Annotated in this window: 22 protein-coding genes; 6 read left to right on the forward strand and 16 right to left on the reverse strand. The window is 66.9% G+C overall.

The window, feature by feature from the left end:
* Positions 1-50: 50 nt before the first annotated feature.
* From M2299_RS12450 to M2299_RS12460, 3 genes are all read left to right on the forward strand, one after another.
* Complete coding sequence (locus M2299_RS12450; protein ID WP_100436177.1) at positions 51-947, forward strand: LysR family transcriptional regulator; 897 nt, start codon at positions 51-53, stop codon at positions 945-947.
* A 114-nt stretch (positions 948-1061) separates the two neighbouring features.
* Positions 1062-4181 carry a discoidin domain-containing protein gene (locus tag M2299_RS12455; RefSeq protein WP_280884450.1) on the forward strand — a complete coding sequence of 1040 codons (3120 nt, stop codon included), beginning with the start codon at positions 1062-1064 and terminating at the stop codon, positions 4179-4181.
* Between the two features lie 19 nt (positions 4182-4200).
* The gene (locus M2299_RS12460; protein WP_051501575.1) at positions 4201-4572 is read left to right on the forward strand and encodes a hypothetical protein; all 372 of its coding nucleotides are present in this window, start codon (positions 4201-4203) and stop codon (positions 4570-4572) included.
* A 145-nt stretch (positions 4573-4717) separates the two neighbouring features.
* Here M2299_RS12460 and M2299_RS12465 read toward each other — a convergent pair whose 3' ends face one another.
* The 10 genes from M2299_RS12465 to M2299_RS12510 all read right to left on the reverse strand — a co-directional run bounded on the left by M2299_RS12465 (position 4718) and on the right by M2299_RS12510 (position 16352).
* Positions 4718-5692, reverse strand: a complete 975-nt coding sequence (locus M2299_RS12465) for an ABC transporter substrate-binding protein (RefSeq protein WP_280884451.1) — start codon at positions 5690-5692, stop codon at positions 4718-4720.
* Positions 5693-5711: 19 nt separating this feature from the next.
* Entirely contained in the window at positions 5712-7448 is a 1737-nt protein-coding gene (locus M2299_RS12470) for an amino acid ABC transporter permease/ATP-binding protein (protein ID WP_099783756.1), read from the reverse strand.
* A complete protein-coding gene (locus M2299_RS12475) occupies positions 7445-8011 on the reverse strand; it encodes a GNAT family N-acetyltransferase (RefSeq protein WP_059063980.1) in 567 nt (188 codons plus the stop codon). The genes M2299_RS12470 and M2299_RS12475 overlap by 4 nt, the downstream gene beginning before the upstream one ends.
* The gene (locus M2299_RS12480; protein WP_280884453.1) at positions 8008-9228 is read right to left on the reverse strand and encodes a M20 aminoacylase family protein; all 1221 of its coding nucleotides are present in this window, start codon (positions 9226-9228) and stop codon (positions 8008-8010) included. Before M2299_RS12480 ends, M2299_RS12475 begins: the two co-directional genes overlap by 4 nt.
* Before the next feature lie 4 nt (positions 9229-9232).
* Positions 9233-10576, reverse strand: coding sequence for an LLM class flavin-dependent oxidoreductase (locus M2299_RS12485; RefSeq protein ID WP_059063977.1), 1344 nt, complete (start codon positions 10574-10576; stop codon positions 9233-9235).
* Positions 10577-10592: 16 nt separating this feature from the next.
* Positions 10593-11570 carry an LLM class flavin-dependent oxidoreductase gene (locus M2299_RS12490; protein ID WP_280884454.1) on the reverse strand — a complete coding sequence of 326 codons (978 nt, stop codon included), beginning with the start codon at positions 11568-11570 and terminating at the stop codon, positions 10593-10595.
* Positions 11571-11584: 14 nt separating this feature from the next.
* Complete coding sequence (locus tag M2299_RS12495; RefSeq protein WP_025874933.1) at positions 11585-11947, reverse strand: DUF3088 family protein; 363 nt, start codon at positions 11945-11947, stop codon at positions 11585-11587.
* Between the two features lie 166 nt (positions 11948-12113).
* The gene (locus M2299_RS12500) at positions 12114-13139 is read right to left on the reverse strand and encodes an LLM class flavin-dependent oxidoreductase (RefSeq protein ID WP_280884455.1); all 1026 of its coding nucleotides are present in this window, start codon (positions 13137-13139) and stop codon (positions 12114-12116) included.
* A gap of 3 nt (positions 13140-13142) precedes the next feature.
* Positions 13143-13724 (reverse strand): FMN reductase, encoded by a 582-nt coding sequence (gene msuE / locus M2299_RS12505; RefSeq protein ID WP_025874937.1) that lies wholly within the window; start codon positions 13722-13724, stop codon positions 13143-13145.
* 51 nt (positions 13725-13775) lie between these two features.
* Positions 13776-16352 carry a TonB-dependent receptor gene (locus M2299_RS12510; RefSeq protein WP_280884456.1) on the reverse strand — a complete coding sequence of 859 codons (2577 nt, stop codon included), beginning with the start codon at positions 16350-16352 and terminating at the stop codon, positions 13776-13778.
* 248 nt (positions 16353-16600) lie between these two features.
* Between M2299_RS12510 and M2299_RS12515 the strand changes: the two genes are divergently transcribed.
* Positions 16601-17602 carry a helix-turn-helix domain-containing protein gene (locus M2299_RS12515; protein WP_080148995.1) on the forward strand — a complete coding sequence of 334 codons (1002 nt, stop codon included), beginning with the start codon at positions 16601-16603 and terminating at the stop codon, positions 17600-17602.
* A gap of 11 nt (positions 17603-17613) precedes the next feature.
* Here the strand turns inward: M2299_RS12515 and M2299_RS12520 are convergent, their stop codons facing one another.
* The 4 genes from M2299_RS12520 to M2299_RS12535 all read right to left on the reverse strand — a co-directional run bounded on the left by M2299_RS12520 (position 17614) and on the right by M2299_RS12535 (position 20334).
* Entirely contained in the window at positions 17614-18009 is a 396-nt protein-coding gene (locus tag M2299_RS12520) for a hypothetical protein (protein ID WP_033830936.1), read from the reverse strand.
* Positions 18010-18090: 81 nt separating this feature from the next.
* A complete protein-coding gene (locus tag M2299_RS12525; RefSeq protein WP_154880135.1) occupies positions 18091-18582 on the reverse strand; it encodes a hypothetical protein in 492 nt (163 codons plus the stop codon).
* A 90-nt stretch (positions 18583-18672) separates the two neighbouring features.
* Positions 18673-19260: a TetR/AcrR family transcriptional regulator gene (locus tag M2299_RS12530; protein WP_280884457.1), complete on the reverse strand. Its 588-nt coding sequence runs from the start codon at positions 19258-19260 to the stop codon at positions 18673-18675.
* A 120-nt stretch (positions 19261-19380) separates the two neighbouring features.
* Entirely contained in the window at positions 19381-20334 is a 954-nt protein-coding gene (locus M2299_RS12535; RefSeq protein ID WP_032976130.1) for an AraC family transcriptional regulator, read from the reverse strand.
* 101 nt (positions 20335-20435) lie between these two features.
* Between M2299_RS12535 and M2299_RS12540 the strand changes: the two genes are divergently transcribed.
* Positions 20436-21281, forward strand: a complete 846-nt coding sequence (locus M2299_RS12540) for an oxidoreductase (protein ID WP_280884458.1) — start codon at positions 20436-20438, stop codon at positions 21279-21281.
* An 81-nt stretch (positions 21282-21362) separates the two neighbouring features.
* Here the strand turns inward: M2299_RS12540 and M2299_RS12545 are convergent, their stop codons facing one another.
* Both M2299_RS12545 and M2299_RS12550 read right to left on the reverse strand, forming a co-directional pair.
* Positions 21363-23132 carry an oleate hydratase gene (locus tag M2299_RS12545; protein WP_280884459.1) on the reverse strand — a complete coding sequence of 590 codons (1770 nt, stop codon included), beginning with the start codon at positions 23130-23132 and terminating at the stop codon, positions 21363-21365.
* 118 nt (positions 23133-23250) lie between these two features.
* On the reverse strand, positions 23251-24345 hold the full coding sequence (locus M2299_RS12550; RefSeq protein WP_280884460.1) for an NAD(P)/FAD-dependent oxidoreductase: 1095 nt from the start codon (positions 24343-24345) through the stop codon (positions 23251-23253).
* Positions 24346-24427: 82 nt separating this feature from the next.
* Between M2299_RS12550 and M2299_RS12555 the strand changes: the two genes are divergently transcribed.
* Positions 24428-24883 carry a MarR family winged helix-turn-helix transcriptional regulator gene (locus tag M2299_RS12555; RefSeq protein WP_280884461.1) on the forward strand — a complete coding sequence of 152 codons (456 nt, stop codon included), beginning with the start codon at positions 24428-24430 and terminating at the stop codon, positions 24881-24883.
* Positions 24884-25083: the final 200 nt, after the last annotated feature.

A 25083-nucleotide genomic window follows, 5' to 3' on the forward strand; every position in this document is an offset into this window, starting at 1 on the left:
GTGCCGCCACGCTATAGTTGAAATGAATTCCTGCAATCCTCGACATTGCCATGGACAATACCCTGCGTCGCATCGACCTCAACCTGCTGGTAACCCTGCAGGCCTTGCTGGAAGAGCAGAACGTCACCCGCGCGGCCGAACGCTTGCATCTGGCCCAGCCCACGGTCAGCGTGCAGCTGGCGCGCCTGCGCCACCTGTTCGATGATCCGCTGCTGCTGCCGGGGCCACGCGGCATGCGTGCCACCGCACGTGCCGATGCGCTGCGCGAACCATTGGCCGACGCACTGGCTGCACTGCAGCGTGCGGTCGCACCGGTGCAGGCGTTCGATCCGGCCCAGGCCAAGCAGACCTGGCGGATCATGGCGTCGGACTTCGGCGAAACCACGATCGTCCTGCCGGCATTGGCCGACCTGCGCGTGCGCGCACCCGGCACGCGCCTGGCCGTGGTCAGCCTGGCGCCGGCGCAGATGGTGGCGCAGAGCGAACGCGGCGAGATCGATCTCGCCCTCCACATCACCTCCGACGCGCCTCCCTCCCTGCACCATCGTCCGCTGTTCCAGGAACGCTACGTACTGGCCGGGCGTCGCGACCATCCACGACTGAAGCGGCGGCCGACGCTCAAGCAGTTCTGCGCGCTGGACCACGTGATCGTGTCACCGGATGGCGGCGGTTTCCATGGCGGCACCGACAGTGCGTTGGCGCATGTAGGCGCGCGTCGCAACGTGGTGCTGTCGGTGCCGCACTTCCTGTTCCTGCGCAGCGTGCTGCTGCGCACGGACCTGGTGGCGATGATGCCCTCGCGCCTGGTCGCGCAGGACCCGGCCTTGAAGGCGGTTGCGGCGCCCATTGATGTGCCCGGGTTCGAGATGGTGATGCTCTGGCACGAACGCGTGCATCGCGATCCGGCACATCGCTGGCTGCGCGAGCGCATCTGTGCGCATTCATGAAACCTCGTGCCAAGACCCGCCCGGGAAATATTGCGACGCGTCATGTAACCGGTTACATCCCTTGCTAGCGTAGGCCCGCCCGTTCCCGGGCCCTGCCGATGTGAGGCCTTCGCAATGACGTTGTGCGCTGACCGCTGGACCGCTCCCCGCCTGCCGAACCGGCGCCTTGCCGCGGCCCTGCTGCTCGGCCTGTCACTGGCCGCCACCGCCACCGCACAGAACCTGCCACCGCGCGCGCAATGGCAGGCCAGCGCGTCGTCGCAGCAGGTTCCGGCGATGGCGATCAGCCACCTGATCGACAACGATCCCAAGACGGTGACCGGCGGCGCGTTCAGCCCCGGCCACTGGTTCCAGGTCGATCTCGGCAAGCCTGCGATGCTGGCCGGTGCACGCCTCACCTGGGATGTCTCCAACCCCGAAGGCTATTCGCTGCAGACCTCGCTCGACGGCAAGCAGTGGCAGAGCGCCTACGTGATGGGCGATTCGCTGGGTGGCATCGAGACCCTGTACTTCGCGCCGCGACAGGCCCGCTACCTGCGTCTGGCCAGCCCGCAGCGCACCTCCGACTGGGGCGTATCCATCTTCGAAATGGAGCCGCTCGACACCACGCTCAGCGCACGGGTGACCGGGCTGGACGCCACCCAGTCTGCTGCGCTGTGGCAGGGCGGCGGCACGGTTGCCATCCCCGCAGGCAAAGGCGGCATCCACACGCTCGACATCACCCTGCCCCGTGCCCAGCCCAGCACCGGGCTGGCGGTGGACTGGGCCAACGTGCACGGCGCTGCACGACTGCAGGCGCAGGACGCACAGGGCCGCTGGCAGGAACTGGCGCGCGACGCGCAGGCGGCGACCCGGCAGCAGAGCTGGCTGGCGGCCGACGCGCCACTGGACATCAAGGCACTGCGGCTGACCGTGGAAGGCGATGCACCCCAGGTCAAACGCATCCGCCTGCTCGGCCCGAAGGCGGTGATGACGCCGATGAAGCGCTACCAGATCGCCGCCAGTGGCGCGCAGCGCGCGTTGTTCCCTGCCTCATTGCACATGCAGCAGACCTACTGGACCGCAGTCGGCGTGCATGCGGGCCGGCAGAAATCGATCTTCGACGAATACGGCAACATCGAAGCCTACAAGGGCGCACCGCTGGTGCAGCCGATCTGGCGCAGTGCCGATGGCCGCGCGACCGGTGCCGCCGAACAACCGGTGCAGCACGCACTGCGCGATGGCTGGAAGCCGATGCCGTCTGCCACATGGTCACCGCAGCCCGGGCTGGAACTGCGCAGCGAAGCCTTTGCCATCGAGCGCGACGGGCAACCGGTCACCTTCGTGCGCCATCGCCTGCGCAACACCGGCAGCGCGGCCATCGAAGGCACGCTGACCCTCGCAGTGCGACCGATGCAGATGAACCCGCCGTGGCAGAACGGTGGCCTGTCGCCGATCCGCCAGGTGGCCGTCGAAGGCAACAGCGTGCGCGTCAATGGCCGCATGCTGCTGCAGTCCCTCAGCGCAGTGGATGCCGCTGGCACCGCCCCCTTCGGCAACGAAGGCGACACCGAGATCACCACGGCCATCGCCAGCGGGCAGCTGCCTGCCGCTCAGCAGTCCAGCGATGCCGCAGGCCTGGCAGCGGCGGCGTTGAGCTACCGCGTCACCCTGGCACCCGGTGCCAGCGACGCGGTGGTGGTGGTCTTCCCGCTCGGTACCGCCACCGCCGATGCCAATGGCGTGCTGCCGGAAGCACCGGCCCTCAACCTCGCCTCGCTGCCGCGCGACGGTGACAAGGCGTTCGACACGCTGGCCAGTCGCGCCTCCGCCGATTGGCAGGCGCGGCTGGGCCAGGTCGGCCTGCGCCTGCCCGACCCTTCACTGGTGGACATGCTGCGCGCGCAGGCCGCCTACATGCTGATCAACCAGACCGGCCCGGCCATGCAGCCCGGTCCGCGCAACTACAACCGCTCCTTCATCCGCGATGGCATGGCCACCTCGGCCGTGCTGCTGCGCATGGGCGAAGCGAAAGTGGCACGCGACTACCTGGCCTGGTACAGCGAACACGGCGTGCACGGCAATGGCCTGGTGTCGCCCATCCTCAACGACGATGGCAGCGTCAATACCGGCTTCGGCTCGGACATCGAGTACGACAGCCAGGGCCAGTACGTCACCCTCGTTGCCGATGTCGCCCGGCTCGATGGCGGGCCGGAAAGCGTGCGTGCCTACCTGCCCAAGGTGAAGGCTGCGCTGCGCTTCCTGCAGGAACTGCGCGAACGCACGCTGGTGCCGGGCTACATGGCCGACCAGCCATCGCCGGAGCGCTTCGCCGGCATCCTTGCGCCGTCGATCAGCCACGAAGGCTACCCCTCACCCACACACAGCTACTGGGACGACTACTGGGGTCTGAAGGGCTGGCATGACGGCGCGTGGTTGGCCGAATCGCTGGGCGACCACGAAACCGCCACGTGGGCGCGCGAACAGTACAAGGCGCTGTATGACGCACTGCACGCCTCGATCCGCGCGACGATGGCGTGGAAGGGCATCGACTTCATTCCGTCATCGGCCGACCTCGGCGATGGCGACCCGACCGGTGTATCGATCGCGCTGGATCCCACCGGTGCGCAGAGCGTGCTGCCGGCCGAGGCCCTGCGCACCACCTTCGCCCGCTACCTGGACGATGTGCGCAAGCGCAACCAGCCTGGTGCGCTGTATGCCTACACACCGTATGAAATCCGCAACGTGCTGAGCTACGTGCACCTGGGCCAGCCCGAAGCGGCCGACGAGCTGCTGCAGGGCCTGCTGCACGATCGCAGGCCGCTGGAATGGCAGGTGCTGGCCGAGGTCGTGCACTCGCGGTTGCGCTTCCCACGCTACCTGGGCGACATGCCGCACACCTGGATCGGCGCCGAATACGGCCGCACCCTGTTCGGCATGCTGATGCGCGAGGATGACGACGCGTTGTCGCTGCTGCCGGGCACGCCCCCTTCTTGGGTCGCTGGCGAGGGCCTGGCCGTGGACCGCCTGCCCACCGCCTATGGCACCCTGCAGATGCAGGCGCGGCAGCGCGACGGCAACCTGACCGTGTCGCTCGGCAAAGGGCTGCGCAAGGGCACGCCGGTACGCGTATGGTGGCCCAGCCGTACCCTGCCCAAGGACGTGCGCGTGGATGGGCGATCGGTACGGAACTTCGACAAGGATGGCGTGCTGCTCGATGGCCCGTTCCGCACCCTGGAGGCACGTTGGCAGTAATGCCGATGCAGGAACCGAAGTGATCGAACTTGTACTCGATGGCAGCCCTGTCGCCGCCGCTACCGACGATCAGCTGGCCAGCGCACTGGCGCTGGCCGCATCCATGCCCCAGTTCGAACTGTGGGCATCGGTGCCCGACGGTCCATCGCTGTGCATGCTGCGCAATGCCGAGCATGCATGGCTGATGTACCTGCGCGAGCCCGGCGACGGCGGCTTCCACTCCTGCGGAAACGAACACCGCGCCGGCAACGCCTATTTCCGGCTCGACAATGGCCAGGTGGATGGCTATCCCCTGGCGTGGTGCATCGGCATCGAGGCGTGCTTCGCCGCGATCCGCTTCTTTCACGGCAATGGAGGCGCCCGCCTGGAACACATCGATTGGCAGCCCTGACCCCGGTGGAGGCCGACCTTGATCGGCATGCCCCGCCTCGCATTCCGGTGGGTGCCAACCGTTGGTTGGCACGCCCTCCGGTAGATGCCGACCTTGGTCGGCACGCCTTCCGTCGAGCAAGCTCGACGCCTACCAAGCGGCATCGCTAGAACCCCGGCAACCCCGGCGGATTGGTCTGCGACTGCGGCACCGCTTCTTCGGCCACATTCCAGCGCGCCAGCACCTTTGCGTAGGTACCGCTGCTGATCTGGGTGTTCAATGCCTGGGTCACCGCATCGGCCAGGCCACTGCCCTTGCGGGTGGTCACCGAAATCGCCGCTGCGTCCGGCCAGCCACCCGGGAACAGGCCGACCCGGCGCACCTTGCCATCGCGCGCCGAATAGGCGCCGGTGGCATTCGGCTCGAACGACACGTCGGCGCGGCCGGTGATCACTGCCAACCGCCCGATCACCGCATCATCGAAGTACTGGTACTCCACCGGTTTCAGGCCTGCGGCGATGTTCTGCTTGTCCCATTGGCGCAGGATCTGGTCCTGGTTGGTGCTGGCCCCCACCACCACTTTCAGCCCCGCAATGTCGGCCGGTGCGGCGATCTTCTGGATCGGGCCATCGGTGCGGGTATAGATGCCCAGCAGGTCGAAACGATAGCTGGAGAAATCGAACTTCTTCTTGCGTTCTTCAGTGACCGTCACGTTCGACAGCACCGCATCGTACTTGCCCGATTCCAGCCCCAGCGGCCAGTCGGCCCAGGCCACCGGCACCACCACCAGCTTCAGGCCCAGGCCATCGGCGATCAACCGCGCGATGTCCGGCTCCACGCCCACCACTTCCTTGCTGTCGGCACCGTAGTCGGCCAATGGCAGCTGGCCGGGATGGGTGGCGATGGTGAACGCGCCGGGGGTGACGAAGCGATAGCCGGCCGGAATCAGCGCCTGCGCCTTCGGATCGGGCGTGCCCTTCAGTATCTGCGCGTTGCTGGCCGCCAGCGAGGTCGCCGCAACGGGCACGCCGTCGGGGCCCTGGCGCACGCGCGAATAGACGATGCCGGCAATGCCGATGACCAGTACACCGACGATCAACAGGGTGCTGCGGGCGGGGCGTCGCTGCGATGCTGGGCTCATGGCGGTTCTCGAAAAAGGGTTACAGGGTCTTGGCCAGGAAATCGGCGGTGCGTTGCTGGCGCGGGTGTTCAAACAGCGCGTCCGGCGTGCCCTGCTCGATCACCCGGCCCTGGTCCATCATCACCACGTGGTCGGCCACGCGGCGGGCGAAGCCCAGTTCGTGGGTGACGATCACCAGCGTGGTGCCGGAACTGGCCAGTTCCTCGATCACGCTCAGCACCTCCGACACCAGCTCCGGGTCCAACGCGGAGGTCGGCTCGTCGAACAGCAGTACCTTCGGCTGCAGGGCCAGCGCGCGGGCGATGGCCACACGCTGCTGCTGGCCACCAGACAGCTGGCGCGGGAAAGCATCGGCCTTGTCGGCCAGCCCCACCCGCTCCAGCAGGGTGCGTGCCTGCTGCTCGGCCTGGGCGCGCGAAATGCCGCGCACCGCGATGGGCGCTTCGATGATGTTCTCCAGTGCGGTCATGTGCGGGAACAGATTGAAGCCCTGGAACACCATGCCGACTTCTGCGCGGCGACGACGGATCTCGCCTTCCGGCAGCTCGTACAGGGTGTCGCCGTCGCGGCGGTAACCGATCAGCTGGCCGCCCACGGTGACGAAGCCGCTGTCAGCGCGTTCAAGATGATTGATCAGCCGCAGCAGCGTGGACTTGCCCGCACCGGACGGACCGATCAGCACCGTCACGCTGCCGGCCCTCAGTTCCAGATGCACGTCATCAAGCACCGTCTGCTCGCCGAAGGCCTTGCCCACGCCCTGCAGGGACACAGCCGCGCCCGTTCCGGCCTCGATCGGCACGGCAAATGCCGCCCGGCTGGGCACGCGTGCAGCGGTCGCCGCCCGCGGTGCTGCAGACGATACCCGCGACACGTTGCGCTCGTGCTGCAGCTGGCCGCGGGCAAAGCGCTGCTCCACCCGTCGTTGCAGTAGCGAAAGCACCGTCAGGATCACCAGGTACCAGACGGTAGCCACCATCAGCAGCGGCACCACCTCCAGGTTGCGCCGGTAGATCACTTGCACGGTGTAGAACAGCTCCGGCAACGCCAGCACGTAGACCACCGAGGTGCTCTTGGCCAGGCCGATCACATCATTGAACGCTGCGGGCAGGATCGAGCGCATCGCCTGCGGCAGGATGATGCGGCGCACCTGGCGCCCACGCGGCAGGCCCAACGCTGCGGCCGCCTCGTACTGGCCGTGGTCGACCGACAGGATGCCACCACGGATCACCTCGGCCGAGAACGCCGCCTGGTTCAAGGTGAGGCCGAGCACGGCGGCAGTGAACACGCCGATCAGCTGTGTGGTCGGGTACGAGAACAGGCTGATGCCGGTGAATGGAACGCCCAGTTCGATGGTGCTGTACAGGTAACCCAGGTTGTTCAGCAGCAGCAACAGCACCAGCAGCGGAATCGAACGGAACAGCCACACATAGCCCCACGACACCGCCGACAACAGCGGTGAACCGGAGACGCGGGCCAAGGCCAGCAAGGTGCCCAGCGCGAAGCCGAGGCCGGTACCGAGTGCGGTCAGCAGCAGCGTTCGCCCCAACCCTTCCAGTACCGGCCGGGCAAAGAACCACTCGGCGAACGTGCCCCAGCCCCAGCGCGGATTGCCCAGCACCGACTGCAGGCCGATCAGGATCAGCGCGAGTGCCAATACCGTGCCGATCACCTGCAACGGATGCCGCGCCGGCACGATCTTCAACGCCGTGGCCGGCTGGCGGACAATGCCCTCGATGGCAGTGGAAGGCGTACTCATGCCGCCGCTCCATGCAGTGCGAGGGTAGCTGCGTCGCCCGCCTGTGACTGTGGCTGTGGCACCAGGTGTTTTTCGAACGGCAGATGCGCGATGGTTTCCGGGTCCGCATGCAGATCGAACAACGCGGTGTAGCCGTGGCTGAGGTACAGGCCGACCGCCTCGGGCTGGCGGAAGCCGGTGGTCAGGAACACGCGCCGATAGCCCTGCCGTGCAGCCTGGTCTTCCAGTTCCTGCAGCACGCGCCGGGCGATGCCCTGCCGACGCAGGCCAGGCAGCGTCCAGATGCGTTTGAACTCTGCGGTGTCCTCATCGCGATGCGGCATGAACGCGCCGCCGGAAATCGCCACGCCGTCGCGCAGCAGCAGCACGAACGCACCGACCGGGGCAGCGAAGGCTTCGGCCGGATAGCGCTGCAACTCCTCGCGGGCACTGCCACCGATACGCCGGCGCACGTCCGCATAGCGGTGGTCGTACTCCTGCTCCAGGCCGTCGAACAATGGGCGCGCCAGCGGGTCGTCCACCGAGGTGTACAGGAAGCGATCGTTGTCGTACCGCACGCTCATGCCACGTCCTCCACCAGATAGTGCTCGGCCAGACGCGCCCACAGGCTGGCCGCCGGGGCGATGGCCGCGTCGTTGAACACATAGCGCGGGCTGTGCAGCGGCGCGCTGTCGCCGTTGCCGACGAACACGAAGCTGCCCGGCCGCGCCTGCAGCAGGAAGGCGAAGTCCTCGCTGGCGGTACGCGGCGCGAAGGCCTCCACCACCTGCCCTGCACCGAACCCCTGTATCGCCACCTCGCGGACGTAGGCCGTCTGCTCGGGGTGGTTGATCACGCTGGGGAAGCCGCGCGGGAATTCGATCTCGGCACGCGCACCGAAGGCAGCGGCGATCTGCTCGGCAATGTCGGTGACCCGCCGGCGCAGCGTATCGCGCACCTCTGGCAGGTAGGCGCGCACGGTCAGTTTCAGCTCCACCACATCGGGGATGACATTGGCCGCCTGCCCACCATGGATCGAGCCGACGGTGACCACGCCCATCTGCCGCGGATCGACGTTGCGCGACACCACGCTCTGCAGCGCGGTGATGATGTGCGCGGCAGCCAGGATCGGATCGACGCTGCCCTGCGGCTCGGCGCCGTGGCCGCCCTTGCCGATCACCCGCAGACGCGCCCAGTCCACCGAGGCCATCGCCGGTCCGTCGACGAAGCCGAAGTGCCCCACCGGCACGCCCGGCCAGTTGTGCAGGCCATAGATGGCATCGACCGGGAAGCGTTCGAACAGGCCATCGGCGATCATCTTCGAAGCACCCGAGCCGGTTTCCTCGGCCGGCTGGAACACCAGCTGCAAGGTGCCATCGAAACGCCCGTGGTGCGCAAGGTAGTGGGCAGCCGAGAGCAGGATGGCGGTGTGGCCATCGTGGCCGCAGGCGTGCATCAGGCCTTCGCGCTGGCTGGCATAGGCCAGCCCGGATTCTTCATGGATCGGCAGCGCATCGATGTCGGCGCGCAGACCCAACCGACGACGGCCCTGCCCGCGCTGCAGCGTACCGACCACGCCGGTGCCACCGATGCCGGTGCTGACCGCGTAGCCCCATTGCTGCAGCAGCTCGGCCACGCGGGCGCTGGTGCGGTGTTCTTCGAAGGCCAGTTCCGGGTGCTGATGCAGGTCGTGGCGGATCGCGATGGCCTGGTCGGCACGTGCCGCGATTTCGGGCAGTACGCCCGTTGCCGGCGAATTCCGCCGGGCATGGCCCGGCGCTACCGAAGTGTCTCCGCTCATCGCCTTATCCCGCCTTCCGCGCCGGCTCGGCATCGGTGCTGTAACGGCTTGCCTTGCGTGGCAGGCCCAGGTGGTCGCGCAGGGTCTGTCCTTCCAGTGCACTGCGGTGGTAACCGCGTGCTTCCAGCAGGGGCAGCACCAGCGTTACGAAATCATCCAGGCCTTCGCGCTGCGCGGCGAAGCCGAGGATGAAGCCATCGCTGGCGCCAGCGTCGAACCAGCGGATCAGTTCGTCGGCCACATGTTCCGGCGTGCCGATGAAGTTCGGCCGCGGGCTCACCGCCTGCAGTGCCACCTGGCGCAGGCTCAGGCCCTGCTCGCGCGCGTCCTGCTTGATGCGGTCGGTGGTGGAGCGGAAGGAATTGGCGCCGATGTCACCCAGCTCCGGGAACGGTGCATCCGGGTCGTACTGGCTGAAATCATGGTGGTCGAAGAAGCGGCCGAGATACGCCAAGGCATCGTCCAGCCCGGCCAGCGCGGCAATCGCCTGGTACTTGGCCTCGGCGTCTTCCGCCGTGCGGCCGACGATCGGGCCGATGCCCGGGAAGATCTTGACGTCACCGGCGCTGCGGCCATGGGCGATCGCCGAGTTCTTCACCTTCTGGGTGAACGTACGGGTCTCCTCCAGCGACGGCGCGTGGGTGAATACTGCATCGGCGTACTTGCCGGCCAGCGCAATGCCATCGTCGGACGATCCGGCCTGGAAGATCACCGGCTGCCCCTGCGGCGAGCGCTGGATGTTGAGTGGGCCTTCCACCTGGAAGAAGCGGCCCTTGTGGTCGAGGCGGCGGAACTTCTCCGGCGCGAAAAACGTGCCGCTGTCGCGGTCACGCACGAACGCATCGTCATCCCACGAATCCCACAAGCCCTGCACCACCTCCAGGTACTCATCGGCAATCTGGTAGCGCAGCGCATGCTCAGGATGCGGACGCCCGTAATTTCGTCCCGATCCTTCCAGCGGCGAGGTCACCACGTTCCACCCTGCACGCCCACCGCTGAGCAGATCCAGCGAGGCGAACTGGCGCGCCACGGTGAACGGATCGCTGTACGAGGTGGAGAGCGTGCCGGCCAGGCCGATCTTCTTCGTCGCCGTCGCCAGCGCCGACAGCAGCGAGATCGGCTCGAAGCGGTTGAGGAAATGCGGGATCGACTTCTCGTTGATGTACAGCCCGTCGGCAACGAAGCCGAAGGCAATGCCGTTGTCCTCGGCGGTACGCGCGATGTCGATGTAGTAGCCCAGGTTGACGCTGGCATCGGGCACGTTGGACGGGTGCTTCCACGCATGCATGTGGCTGCCGGGGCCCTGCAGCATGATGCCGAAGGGGATGGGACGCGGGGTCGTGCTCATGGGGCGGCTCCAGCAGTCAGGCCACCGCCGCGCGGGGCGCGGGCGACAGCAGTTCAAGGGACGTCAGGCGTGCGTCGAGGTCGGCCACCGGCGCGTCGAGGATGAATTCACCGACGCCGAAGCGGCGGTGCAGCGCATCCAGCTCGCTGCGTACATGCTGTGCATCGCCAGAGAGCACGCTGGGGCGTGTTTCTTCGATGCGGAAATCAGCAACCCCGACCTGCCGTGCGTACTCGGCAGCGGCCTCGGGGCTGGGCAGGTTCACCGTCTGCCCTGGGGCGAGGTGCAGCTTGTAGACCCGCAACGCGCCAATGTGGCGGGCGGCGGCCTCGCTGGTGGGCGCGGCGAAGGCCACCGTTGCCAGCAACGGGGCGTGCGCGGACACCGCGCGATAGGCCTCGAAGGCGGCCTCGATGTGCTTCGGGTCGCCATCGAAGTGGGCGGCGTAGACGAAGCGCCAGCCAAGCTCTGCGGCCTGCCGCGCACTCTGTGGACTCGCGCCCAGCAGGAAGCGCTCTGGCGGCGTCTGCGGAATCGGTCGCGCCTGAGCGTCTGCCTGCGCATCGGACAGATAGCCTTCCAGGTCGCGTACCTGCTGGTCGAAATCGGCGAACGGCGGGCGACCGGCGGCCAGTGCGGCAGTCGATGCCGGCAGACCACCCGGCGCCTTGCCCACGCCAAGATCCACGCGTCCGGGCGCAAGGGCGGCCAGCAGATTGAAATTCTCGGCCACCTTGTAGGGGGCGTAGTGGCGCAGCATCACCCCGCCACTGCCGATGCGGATGCGCCGGGTCTGCGCCAGCACCCACGCCGCCAGCACTTCCGGTGCCGGGCTGGCCAGCGTCGGCGCGGCATGGTGTTCGGCAAACCAGTAGCGGTGGTAACCCAGTTGCTCGGCGCGCTGCGCCAACTGCAGGCTGTTGCGCAGCGCTTGTTCGGGCGTGCTGCCGTCGGCCACCGGGCTCTTGTCCAACACGCTGGTGAGGTAGCTCATCGTCACGTCCTCACTCAGGGATGGGCCACGGGAATGCCGAGCAAGCCATTCAGTGCCGCCAGGATCGGCTCGGCACCGGAGATGTACTGGCGCTGCTGGTATTCACCACTGGCGTGCTCATTGACCACGCCCTGCGGCAGCACCAGCTTCGGCAGCGACTGGTCCTGCTCACCGATCTCGGCGATCACCTCGCGGCGCGGCCGGCTGAAGCCGATGCGGCGCACATCCAGCTGTGCGTCCAGGCCCTCGATGCTCGACAGCGCACCTTCCAGCAGCAGGCTGTGCCGGCAGAAGAAGCGTTGGCCGGGCAGCTGGCCGTCCTCGAACTCGCGGTCCAGCAGGAACAGGATGGGTTTGTGGGTTGCGTCTACAGCCACGGGATCGTCCTCGTAGGGGCCGGCAATGCACTGCCGCTTCGATATCGATGCTAGAGAAGGACGGCCCGATGCCAGCGCCGGAACTCGACAATCCACGGTCGGATCCGGCCATGCAGATGCAGGTTGGCAATAAGCAGACTGCCGGCCGTTATGGGCACGGGCGGCATCACGCCGCTTGCGCAGGTGCGCGCCAGCCCAGCGCCGGCGCGATGTCCTCGATCACCGTGCTGAGGATGCGCCGGTAGTCCTGCTCGGGCAGCTCATAGGGCAGCTCCACCCGCAGCTCGTCCACCTGCTGCAGCAGCGGATCGGCCTGCAACCGCGCGATGATCTGCGCCGTGCTGCCGACCACGTCGGGTGCGAACATCGTGCGTCGCGGCCCTTGCGGGGCCAGGGTGCGCGCATGCCGCTGCGCACTGAAGGCCTCGATCCGCTGCCGCGTGGCCGCATCCACACCCTCGGTGGGCACCAGCACCCGCCCCACCGCCACCCGGCGCAGACTGCCCACTGGCAATGCCGCACGATAGGCCTGCAGGTGCTGCAGCTGGGCGCCAAAGAAGTCATCACTCAGCTCGGCACGGTTGACGTTGCCCAGCAGCAGATGCAGCCCCTGCTCACCCGCCGAACGCGCCGACTGCAGAGAGCCGGCGCCATACCAGACCCGGTCCACCAACCCCGGCGCATGTGGCTGCAGACGCGGGCGATAGCGCGTGGCGGCGTTGCCGACTTCGGCATCGGCGGCGCCCAACGGCTCACCACGCAGCGCTTCCAGCAACCGCGCCACCCGGCCATGGGAAAAGTCGATGCGCGCAGGGTCGCCGTCGTACAGCAAAGGCCCTACCAGCTCCCCGTGCGGCGGCGCGCCAGTACTGACGCCTACCTGCAGCCGGCCACCTGCCAGCGCATCCAGCAATGACAGATCCTCAGCCAGGCGGAAAGGTGTTTCGTAGCCCAGCTGGATGACCGCACTGCCCAGTTCGATGCGCGTTGTGTGCTGGCTGGCCGCCGCCAGGAACACCGCTGCCGAGCTGATGCCCGGTTCCAGGTGCCGATGGCGCACCCACGCGCCGTCATAGCCCAGCTGTTCGGCAAAGGCGATCAGCGCCAACGTCGCGTCCAGGCCCGCGCGTGGTTGTTCCGGCAGATAGCTTCCCGGCGTGAGGAACGCAAGGTGCCGCAGCTGCACCGCCACGTCCTAGGCGATCCTGCGCAGCGGCGCAGGCAGCGCCGCCGCCACGTGCGCCACGTGTCCCGCCGCACGCTCGGCCGCCAGTTGGATGCGTGCCTGCAGTGCAGCGCTGTTGATCCGGTCGCCGTCGAAGTCGGCCGGCGTGGCATACACCCCGATCGGCAACGTATGCGCCTGCAGGAAGCTGAAGAGTGGACGCAGCTGATGGTCGATCACCAGCGCGTGGCGCTCGCTGCCACCGGTAGCCGCCAGCAGCACCGGCGTATCCACCAGCGCGTCCAACCCGATGAAGTCGATCAGGTGCTTGAACAGGCCCGGATACGACCCGCGATACACCGGCGCGGCCGCCACCAGCAGCTGCGCCGATTCAATCGTAGCCAGCGCGCGCTCCACCTGCGGCTCCACTTCGCTGCGCTGCAGCGCCTGCCCCAGCGAGCGCGCTATCGGCGCCAGCTCGACCAGCTCCACGCTGATGTTGATCCGCTCACGCAGTTCTTCCAGCAGATGCCGCACCAGCAGCAACGTGCGCGACGTCGCCGAACTGGTCGGCGACCCCACCAATGCAACCACCTTCAATGCAGAAGACATGACCCCTCCTCGGTAGCGCCGGGCCATGCCCGGCGACGTTTCACATGAACCTCAGAACCGGTAATTGACGCGCCCGTACCAGAACGTCCCGACGTTGCTCAGCACATCACCGCTGTCCCAGGTGGTCTCGATGCTGGCCACATCGGTGGCGCTGCGTGCGTACGCAGGCACCTTGCGGGTGCGCTTGTCGAACACGTTGTTGATGCCCAGCGCCGCGCTCCAACCGGCACCCAGCTCGACGCCACCGGACAGGTTGGTCACCAGCACCGGCGGCTGCTTGTACTCCACGCCGTTGTTCAGGCGCTTGATCGGGCCGTAGTAGGTGAAGTCCAAGTTCGAACGCCAGCGCCCGTTCTGCCAGCCCAGCCCCGCCACCTGCGTGTACGACGGCGTGCGGAAGCGCAGCGCGTACTCGCTCGACTTGGTCAGCAGGTTGATGTTCGGCAGCCCCTGCAACGCCTGCGGAATCGCGCTCACTTTCTGGATGGTGGTGCGGCCCACGTTGGCCGCGTAGCTCCAGCGCAGCTTGCCCCACTGCGTTTCCTGGTTGGCTTCCAGGGTCAGCTCCACGCCGCGCGTGCGGGTGTCGCCCACGTTGGTGAAGTAGCTGGCGTAGAACGCATCACCGGGCAGGATGCTGATGCCGGCCGTGCCCAGCAGCGCGTCGATGGTGTTCTTCTGCGCGGCGGTCAGCACGGTGCCACTGTTGTCGGTCACCCGCGCCGGGTCCTGCGCGTTGTAGCCGATCTGGCTGGACTGGCCCAGCTGGCCACGGATGTCGATCTGGTACGCATCCACCGCCAGATGGAAGGCCGGGCTCGGGTCCCATGTCACGCCGAGGCTGTAGTTGGTGGCCTTCTCCGGCTTCAGTGGCGTAGCGCCCAGCGCCACTGCTGCCGGCGAAGCGACCTGCGCCACCAGCGTGGTACCGCACGGGCAGCTGCCGGTGGCCTGGTAGAACTGCGCGCCCAGGCTCGGCGCGTGGAAGCCATTGCTGACCGTGGCACGTACGCCCAGCGCATCGGTGAAGTCGAAGCGCGTGGTCAGCCGACCGGTCGACACCGTGCCGAAGTCCGAGTGGTCTTCCCAGCGCGCGGCGGCGTCCAGGTACCAGCGCGAGGTGATGTTGGTCGCTGCACCGGCGTACACCGCCTTGCTGTTGCGGGTGGCCTTCACCGCATCGGCGGTGGAATAGCCGACGAAGGCAGCCGCACCAAAACCGGTGTACGACTCCCACTGCCCTGCCCCGCGTTCGTACTGTTCATGCTGGTACTCGGCACCGGCACTTACTTCCAGCGGCGATGCGAAGGCCGCCACCTCGAAGCCTCGACGCAGATCAAGGTTGGCGATGCCCTGCTGGTAATCCAGCTTGCCGTCATAGAAGTCGGTCGGCGAGCCGGGGTACGGCAGCGAGTAGTTCACCGAATTGCGGGTGTAGGTGCGCACCGTATTGCGGTTGCCGGTCAGGCTGAAGTCGTAGTCCCACCCCGCAACCTGGCCCTTCACCCCAGCCGTGCCGGTGTACTGCTTCTCCTTGGTTTCCAGCACCGGCAGGAAGCCATCGGGGAACACGCTCAGCACGCCCGGCGCCTTGTAGGTGGTGAAGATCGTTGCCGGCAGGCGGAAGTTCTGGATCGCCTGCGCGGTGCGGTCGCTGGCGGTCGCATTGGCGTAGAACTGGGCGTTCTCGCCCAGGCCATGGCCCACGTTCACCGCGAAGGCCTTCAGCGCATACGACGGCGAGCTGAGGATGATGTTGGCCTCGGCATCGCGCCCGGCCTCGGCCGGGTTCGGCGTCGCTCCAGCCGGCAGGCGGTTGTTTGGACGCAGCGCCACCAGGTTGCCGTTGCCATCCACGGCGGGATAACTCAGGTAGCCGTCGATGTAGCGCCGCGTGCGGATCGCATGGTGCTGGCGCGTGCTCTCGCCGGACAGGTTGATGAAGCCATCCTCGCCCCACGGCAGGCCGATGTTGGCGCGCACGCTGGTGCGGCTGCCGTCGCCGTCGGTGCTCTGCCCGCTCTCCACCGAGACATCGCCACCGTGCGCCTGCGATTTCAGGATCACGTTGATCACTCCGGTGATCGCGTCCGAACCATAGATGGCCGAAGCGCCATCACGCAGCACCTCCACATGGTCGATGGCCGACACCGGAATCAGCGCCAGATCGGCCCAGGCGTGGCCGGGGTAGCCGCCACCGTTGGCGCCACTGACATACGCGCTGGCGTTGCGGCGCTTGCCGTTCACCAGCACCAGCGTGTAACCCGGCGACAGGTTGCGCAGCTGGTAACCGCGGATCAGGCTTTCCTGGTCGCTCTGGTAACCGCCGATCTGGCTCAGCGATGGCAGGCTGCGCTGCAGCGCTTCCAGCAGGTTGGCCTGGCCGGTAGCGGCCAGGTCCTCGGCGGAAATCACGTCGATCGGTGTCGAGCTGTTCTTCACCGTGCGCGTGCTGGTGCGTGAACCGGTCACCACCACCGCATCCAGCGTGGACGCAGCAAGGTTGGCAGAAGTAGCAGTGGCCGCCGACGGTGCATCGGCCTCAGCCGCATACGCCGGGGCAGCGGCAAGAGTGGCGGCAATCAGCAGGGAGAGCGTGGACAGCGCAGGAATGTGGGCAGCAGGCATGGGGGCTCGTGGGGGTGGGCCGGAGACACGCCTCCATTCAAGAGCCCACGCCCAACACGCAACAGCGGATATCGCGTCATGTGACCGTCACATCGCGCCAGCCACATGACCGCTGGTAATGACCTTACGCAGCAACGCTGCGCGCGGCCGGTGCAACGGAAACCGGCCACCGGCCATATGCCGCACTGGCATCACCTCATGCCGCCACGACACGCTGACGCAAGCACCTTCATCGGTAGCATCAAGCCATGCCCACCCTGTCTGCCGATCCGACCGCGCCCACCGTCGCCATCGTGGCCTGCCACGGCCAGGGCCTGTTCGAATTCGGCTGCGCGGTCGGCCTGTTCGCGCCCATCCGCCCTGAACTGGGCGTGGCCTGGTACCGCACCCAGCTCTGCGCTGGCGAGCCCGGTGCACTGCGCATGCTCGGCAGTGCGCAGGTGCAGCTGCCCTACGACCTGAGCGCCGTCGACGACGCCGACATCATCGTCATTCCCGGTTGGCGCGAACCCAGCGAGCGCCCACCGCAGGCGTTGCTTGATGCCCTCACCCGCGCCCACGCGCGCGGCGCACGCATCACGTCCATCTGCTCCGGTGCATTCGTGCTCGCATGGGCTGGTTTGCTCGATGGTCGCCAGGCCACCACCCACTGGCGGCTCACCGAAACGCTGGCGCGCGAGTTCCCGCGCATCCACGTGCGCGACGATGTGCTGTACGTGGACGCCGGCAGCATCATCACCTCGGCCGGCTCGGCTACCGGCATGGACATGATGCTGCACATGGTGCGCAAGGATTACGGCGCACGCGTGGCCAATCTGGTGGCCGAACGGCTGGTGCTGGCACCCTGGCGCGATGCCGAACGCAGCCAGCGGGTCAGCCGCGCGATCCCGCTGGGCGAGCCCACGCGGCTGGCGAAACTGATGGAATGGATGCGCCGCAACCTGCGCGAGCCGCATTCGCTGGGCAGCCTGGCCGAACAGGCCGCACTCAGCCAGCGCACCCTGCAGCGGCAGTTCCTGGAAGCCACCGGCCTGTCGCCCATCGACTGGCTCATCCGCGAACGCGTGGCCTACGCACGCGAACTGCTGGAAACCACCGACCGCCCGCTGCAATGGGTGGCCGAACAGGCCGGGTTCGGATCGCAGGAATCGTTCCGCCGGCACTTCCGCGGCATGGTCGATGCCAGCCCCATCGAATACCGCAACCAGCACCGCAGTGGCCTCAGCGCCGACCGGCTGGTGGGTTGCTGAGCGCCGCCCGGTTATTCAGGCCACAGACGTACATCGCGTGTGCCGACCGGGAGCATGCCCCTCGGCTTGCAGAACACCAAGTCCCGCCCGACGCAGTTGTCGCGCGTGAAAATAGCGACGCCGCCCTCGCTGCCGAACACCGCATAGTGCGACGTCAACTGGCAGACCAGGGTGTGCTCCGCGTCAGGGTGATGCCGCCAGAACGGACTTTCCGCGTAGTAGGGAAACAAATGGAGCTGCGCGTTGGCATACCCGCGCTGGATGGAATAGTCAGCAAACCCGGAGTGCTCAACCTCCACACTCCGAAGCGCTTCGCCAAGCTGCTTCATCGCAGCCGCTGCGTCCTGCGCTGGCGGCATTCCTTCGAACAATTCCAAGGCCAACTTTAGTCGTTCGCTCTTTCTCATCACCTGATCCGTGGATAAGCAGCTTCCCTGGACAGGATTGTAGAGCGTTGCCGCGATGGGCACAGCGTCTGTTCGACCGCATCAGAGTCGTGTCCGCGCGCGAATCCGCCAGCACTGCGCCACGAATCCGATCGCAAACACCGCCGCGCACCCCAGCAACGTCTGCAGGATCACCGGCGCCAACGGCGCAGCCGCGATCGGGTGCGCCACCGGCAAGCGTGTCAGCGTTTCATTCACGCCTGGCACCAGAGACAGCAGGAAGCTGAAAGACAGCGCGAACGTGGACAGATAGGGTGCCAATCGCCCAAGGAACCGCAACCGGGCCGCCAACACCCCACCGAACGCAATCAGCAGAATCACCACACCAAACGCGTGGCCAGGATTGAGGCCCCCGGTGCTGGAGACGGTGAACGAGGTCACCACCGACAGCACCAACCCCAGCAGATAGAGCTTGCCGGCGCGCGTAGCCGGATCAATGGCCCGATACCGGATGAAACCGAACAGGCCGGCAGCGATGGGAACCAGGCTGATCGCGGTGTGCACGATGCCCAAGGAAGAAAGCGGATGACTCATGGCGGCCTCTGTTGGAGTTTTTAACCTACTAGTAGGTAGGCTCAGTGAACAAAAAGAAGGCCCGCTCCACGCAGGCCTTCGTCGAAACATTCAGACCGCCGGCACCAGCCGGGCAATCGACAACCGTGCGAGCGCCGCGAACGTCGCCGTATCACCAAACCCACGCGCGGCCAGCATCGCGCCGTGCACCGAGGCCATGAACGCCTTGGCCTCATCGGCAGGCGTGCCCTGCAGCCTCAGCTGCCCCTGCGCCGCCCCCTTTTCCAGCGTGATCGTCAGCCAGCCGCTCAGATCCTCGAAATGCCCGCGCACTTCATCGGCAATCTCGTCGGGGATCATCGGCGCTTCGGCCGCCAGCATCGCGCAGATGCAGAACGACGAGGTGCCACCGGCAATGCAGCTGGACCAGTAATCCACGTAGGCGTTGAGCGCCAGCAACGGATCGCCCAGCTGCCGGTCCAGCAGCGCCAGGCCTTCCCGTGCCTCCGCCCGGTACAGCTCCACCACCGTCCGCACCAGATCCGCCTTGCTGGGGAAATGGTGGTGGATGCTGGCCTTGCTGATGTTCACCCGCGCGGACACGTCGGCATAGCTGAAACCGTTGTAGCCACCGGCTTCCAGCAGCGAACGGGCATGGACCAGGATCTCGTGTGCCTTGGGAGAGAGCGACTCTTTCATGGGTGCAAACCTACTAGTAGGTAGAAACCCTGTCAACCGACTCGTTCGCCGGGCATGGCCCGGCGCTACCTGACACGGGCTTCCCTGGTAGCGCCGGGCCATGCCCGGCGAGCGCAGCGGTCAGTGCGAAGACACATACAGCGCATCGGCCGGCGCCGGCGGCAGCGCAAAACTTCGCCGCATGCGCGCCACCTCGGCCGCCGGCGGCAACCCAAACAAGCGCTTGAACTCCCGATTGAACTGCGACGGGCTGGCGTACCCCACCGCCAGCGATGCCGCCTCGGCCGTCATGCCCTGCCGCAGCATCAGCAGCCGCGCCTGGTGCAGCCGCGTGGACTTCACGTACTGCATGGGCGAGGTACCGGTAATGCTGCGGAAGTGATCATGGAACGTGGCCACGCTCATCTCCGCCTGCGCTGCCAGCGCATCCACATCCAGCGCCGTCGAATAGGCCGCGTGGATATGCCGCAGCACCTTGCCGATGCGGCCGAAGCGCCCGCGCATCGCCAGCGCCTCGCGCAGCGCCCCACCCTGTGCGCCGGTCAGCACACGGAAATACAGCTCGCGCACCAGCGAGGGCCCCAGCACGTCGGCCTCCAATGGATCGGCCAGCGCTTCCAGCAATCGCAGCACCGTGGCCTGCATCGCAGGCTGCATCGGGCTGGACATCATGCTTCTTGCCGGCGCTTCGGTGCTGGCAGTGCGCTCGCCCAGTTCTATCAGCAGATCTGCGGCCAGCTGCAGATCCAGATGCAGGTAGATCGCCAGCAGCGGCGCCTCGGCCGTGGCCTCGGTTTCCATGGTGAAGGGCACCGGCACCGACACCGCCAGGTAGTGCTGCGCGTCGTACTGATAGACCTGCCCGCCCAGATAGCCACGCTTGACGCCCTGGCAGACGATCACGATGCCGGGGTCGTACAGCACCGGCGTGCGCGCCAGTGGCCGGTTCGAGCGCAGCAGCCGCACCCCGGGGACTGCCGTCAGCGTGTAGCCCTCGTCCACGGCCAGCGCCTGCAGCAGGCCGACCATGCGTGCCTGTGCCGGATGTTGCAGCGGATCGTCAGCCGGCCTCATCAGGGGCTCCAGAGGAATAGGCAAGAAATCCCGAAGCTTAGGCCTGGGCGGCCGCGCACTCAATCACTAACGTGCAACTTCCCAGCCACGAGCCCTCAGCCATGACCGCATCCCGCCTCCTCCTTATCACCGGTGTCAGCAGCGGCTTCGGCCGCGCCCTGGCCCAGCAGGCCCTGCTGGCCGGCCATCGCGTGGTCGGCACCGTGCGCAGCGAATCTGCCCGCCAGCAATTTGCGGCCCTCGCCCCCGGTCGCGCCTTCGGCCACCTGCTGGACGTCACCGACGCCGCGGCCATCGATGCACTGGTGGCCACCGTCGAAGCCGACATCGGCGCAATCGACGTGCTGGTCAACAACGCCGGCTACGGCCACGAAGGCATCCTCGAAGAATCCACGCTGGACGAACTGCGCCATCAGTTCGAAGTGAACGTGTTCGGTCCCGCAGCGCTGATCAAAGCCGTGCTGCCGCACATGCGCGTGCGCCGCCGCGGCCACATCCTCAACATCACCTCCATGGGCGGCTTCATCACCTTGCCGGGCATCGCCTGGTACTGCGGCAGCAAGTTTGCGCTGGAAGGCATCAGCGAGGTGCTGGGCAAGGAAGTGGCGCCGTTCGGCATCCATGTGACCGCGATCGCGCCGGGTTCGTTCCGCACCGATTGGGCCGGCCGTTCGATGGTGCGGGCCTCGCGCAGCATCGGCGACTACGACGCGCTGTTCGACCCGATCCGCAGCGCACGCGAAGAAAAGAGCGGCCATCAGCTGGGCGACCCGATCAAGGCCGCGCAAGCCATGCTGCAGGTGATCGACACCCCCAACCCACCCACGCATCTGCTGTTGGGCAGCGACGCCCTGCACCTAGTACGCGGCAAGCTGGCCGCCATGACAGAACGCATCAATGCCTGGGAGAACCTCAGCCGCTCCACCGACAACGCGGCGTTGCGGTAGCGCCGGGCCATGCCCGGCGAGCGAAGCGGCGCCAAAAGAAGCCGCCGGGCATGGCCCGGCGCCCCCCGACGCCCCGCTACCTCAGTCGTCCTGCACCAGCCCGAACTCGCGCAGCAGCCCACCAATCTGGGTCTTGTCCAGCTTGTTCATCAGCAGGTTGCGCAGGAACGCCGGCCCCGGAATGTCCAGTTCCTTGCCATCGCGAAGACGCCCGGTCGCGGCCAGCAGCGTGCGCACGTCGTAGGTGGAATTGAACACCTCCGGCACGCCGCGCTCGATGCCCAGCAGCGTGTACACCGCTTCCATCGGCGTGCGCACCGAATACTCGGTGGTGAAGATGCAGTCGCGCTGCTTCGATTCGGCAAACTGGCCGATGAAGGCGAAGTTCACCGCGCCCTCCGGCACCACGTCCGGGCGATCACCGGCCTGGCGAGGCATGAAGAACGCGGTGATGTACGGCATCATCACCGGCACCGTCTTCGCCCCGGTCGCCGCCAGCTCGTCGATCTCTTCCACCGGCACACCCAGGTGGTACAGCCATTCGCGGGTGATCTCCTCGCCCGTGCAGTCCTGCATCGGCTTGTTCACGTAATCGCCCGGCGTATCCACGAACAGCGAATACACCCACACCACGATCTGGTCCTTCGGCTGGTTCTTGAAGTGCGGCTGGCGGTTCACCGTCCAGCTCATCAACCAGCGCGAATCGCGCACGCTCACGATGCCGCCGGTCACCACCTTGCCGCTGAACGGATCGCGCTTGGCAATCTTCTCGATGTACGCCGGAATGCGCGCGTCCAATGTGGTTACCGTCGCCGATTCCCACTTGGTTTCCGGTATATGCGCACCGAATACATCCGGGCGCCCGAACGCCGTATCCTTGGCCGCGATGCGCCGCCACAGGTCCCACGCCGGTGCCGGGCCTTCATTCAAGCGCGCAGCGGTGTGGTGGTCGCCGTTGTCGGAATTCTCGGTGAGCGAGCCGATCGTCATGAACACCAGATCGTCCACGCCCAGGTCCACGCCACCGGCCTGGCCGTCCCGTGTCCAGTGGATGCGCGTGGCCTGCTTGCGGCCTTCCTGCAGGTCGAAGTCCACATCGGTCACTTCAGTGCCGTACTGGAACCGCACGCCGCGCTCCTGCAGCCACTTCACCAGCGGCAGCACCAGCGATTCGTACTGGTTGTACTTGGTGAACTTCAGCGCCGAGAAATCCGGCAGCCCGCCGATATGGTGGATGAAACGATGCAGGTACAGCTTCATCTCCAGCGCCGAGTGCCATTCCTCGAACGCGAACATCGTGCGCCAGTACAGCCAGAAATTACTGTCGAGGAAATCACGGCCAAGCACTTCGTTGATGCGCTTGTTCTCCATCTCCTGCCGGGTGGCCAGGAACAGCGCGATCACGTCCTTCTGCGCCTGCTCGCTCAGGGTGAACAAGCCATCGGTATGCGCATCTTCGCCGCGATTGATCGTGGCACGCTGCAGCGAATAGTTCGGGTCGTCCTTGTTCAACCAGTAGAACTCGTCCAGCACACTGGCATCGTCGATTTCCAACGACGGAATCGAACGGAACAGATCCCACAGGCACTCGAAATGGTCTTCCATCTCGCGGCCACCACGGATCACGAAACCCTTCTCCGGCACCTTCAGGCCATCCAGCGCGCCGCCGGCAATCTGCTGCTGTTCCAGGATGGTGATGCGCTCGCCGGGCATGCGCCCATCGCGCACCAGGAACGCCGCACCGGCCAGCGATGCCAGGCCCGAGCCTACGAACCAGGCCGTCTTGTTGTCCACGCCCGCCGGCTTGCGCGGGCGAGCGAAGGCCTCGTAGTTGCCACTGCTGTAGTACATGCGCGTCTCCTTCCTGGATGGGTATGCCCACTCTAGCGCTGAACCGATGTACCGCATCCTGCAGAGAGGCTGCGACGCAGTGACGCAGGTGCTTGCTGTCCCCGCGTTGCAAGCGGCCTCAACCGCGGTCAGCCGTCGCCTCGGTAGTGAACCAGCGCTGGAACCCGTCGATGGCGTCCGGCATCAGCGTGCTGGCGCGCTCGCAGACCAAGGATTCGGCGTGGCGAATGGCACTCACTGCATCCGGCTGCGCGCACAACGCCATCGCTACATCCGACGCGTCCAGCATCGCCAGGTTCACGCCCACGCCCACCGGCGGCATCAGATGGGCAGCATCGCCGATCAGCGTCACGCCGTTGCGCGGTGTCCAACGGAAATCCGCCGGCAGGCTGTAGATCGGCCGCCGCACGAAGTCGGTGCACGCCTCCAGCAGCCGCCCCAGGTTCGGTGCCCAGCCGGTGTAGCTGCCTGTCACCAGCGCGCGCATGCCGTGCTGTGCGATCTGCGCATCAAGCCAATCAGAAGGCCGCTTCAGCGCCGCGTACACGCAGAGTCGATCGCCGCTGTTGCGCTGCACGAACAGCGCCTCCTCGCCGCCAAAGCAGAACAGGCTGCCCTGCCCCACCATGCCCGCGATATCCGCCGCAGGCTGCGCGATCCATCCTTCAAAGAAAGTAATGCCGGTCGGCAGCGGCTGGCACGCACTCAACGCAGCGCGGACTTTCGACCACGCACCATCGGCACCAATCACGATGTCCGCCTCGGCCTGCACGCCATTGGCGAAGCGCAGGCTGTGGCGGCCGGCATCTGCAGGTTCCACCTCGCTCAAGCAATGGTCCCACTGCACCGCGTCGGCCGGCAACGCATCCAGCAGCAGCTGGCGCAGGTCGCCACGGTCGATCTCCGGCTTGTCCATGCTTCCCTCCGGCCCGAACCCTCCTGCGGTAATTGCCCCGGACCACGGATCACCCATCCGCGCCTCCTGGCCTTCATGGCGCGCCACCGCCCGGAACGCCTCCAGCAGACCGGCGCGCTGCAACGCCACCTGGCCGGAATCCTCGTGCAGGTCCAGCGTGCCGCCCTGGGTACGCTGCTGCCCCGATGATTCGCCCTCGTACACGCTCACGCGATGACCGCCGCGATGCAGGATGAGCGCAGCAGTCAGGCCGGCGGGGCCCGCGCCGATGATGGCGATACGTGGAGGGTGCGGCATGAGGTGGCCTTTTGCTCGGTTGATATATCAACCGTAGAATGTTCGAGTTGACACGTCAACCAACTACGGGCAACGTGGGCGCATGACCCCACCCACCATCCCCCCTGACGAGTGGGCCGCCTGGCGCGGCTTCCGGCGCATGGCCGAGATCACCTCCGGCCGCATCGTCCACGACATCACCCGCAGCACCGGACTCTCCAGTGCCGACTTCGTCGTGCTGATGGAACTGAGCAAGGCCAAGGACCGCTGCCGCCGCCAGCGCGAACTGCTGGACTACCTGGAATGGGACAAGACCCGGCTCTCGCACCAGCTCACCCGCATGGCCGGCCGTGGCCTGATCGAGCGTGACACCGACAGTGACAACGTAGTGGTGATCCGCATGACCGCAGAAGGCCGCACCCAGCTGAGCGCAGCGCGGCCGGTACACGTCGCCAGCGTGCGCCGGAATTTCCTCGACCATCTCTCAGCCGATGACCTGGCCGCGCTGCAGCAGATCACCGACAAACTGCATGCAGCACTGCAGGACGCAGAGAACTGAGACGCCGCCAATCGCCCGCGCGACCTGGTAGTGCCGGCCGCTGGCCGGCAACTGCAATCACCCCACTCCACCAAGATGCCGGCCAGCGGCCGGCACTACCAAGACCGACAATCCACGCCGCGTCATTGATCGGTAGTGCCGGCCGCTGGCCCGCTACGGCGAGCCGCGAGGTGCGCCAGACTGGCGGCGATCCTGGGGCG

The sequence above is a fragment of the Stenotrophomonas sp. 1278 genome, from assembly GCF_029892765.1.
Classification (GTDB): domain Bacteria; phylum Pseudomonadota; class Gammaproteobacteria; order Xanthomonadales; family Xanthomonadaceae; genus Stenotrophomonas; species Stenotrophomonas indicatrix.